Genomic DNA, 237 nt, shown 5'->3' with positions numbered 1-237 from the left:
TACAAGCTAGTAAATAACCTCAGGAATATCTTCAACCAAACAAAAAACAAAGGTATAGCCTTTACAAAACTAGCTCACTGGTATAAAGAAGTAGAGGAATCTGGTTTTAAAAGCTTCAAAACGGTAGCCAATAGCATTTACATAAACTACCATTCTATATTAAACTACTTTACAAACCGAAGCACCAATGCTTCAGCTGAATCTTTTAATGCAAAAATAAAAGCCTTTAGAGCACAA

Annotated in this window: 1 protein-coding gene; it reads left to right on the top strand. The window is 32.9% G+C overall.

Annotated elements, in window-relative coordinates; all coding sequences use genetic code 11:
• Positions 1–237, top strand: a 237-nt coding sequence (locus I6U50_RS15825) for a transposase (RefSeq protein WP_198639564.1), incomplete at both ends; no start/stop codon positions are given.

This window comes from Salegentibacter maritimus (genome assembly GCF_016236975.1).
Classification (GTDB): domain Bacteria; phylum Bacteroidota; class Bacteroidia; order Flavobacteriales; family Flavobacteriaceae; genus Salegentibacter; species Salegentibacter maritimus.
The sequence above is the reverse complement of the archived record's forward strand: the minus strand, read 5'-3'. Positions and strand labels throughout refer to the sequence as shown.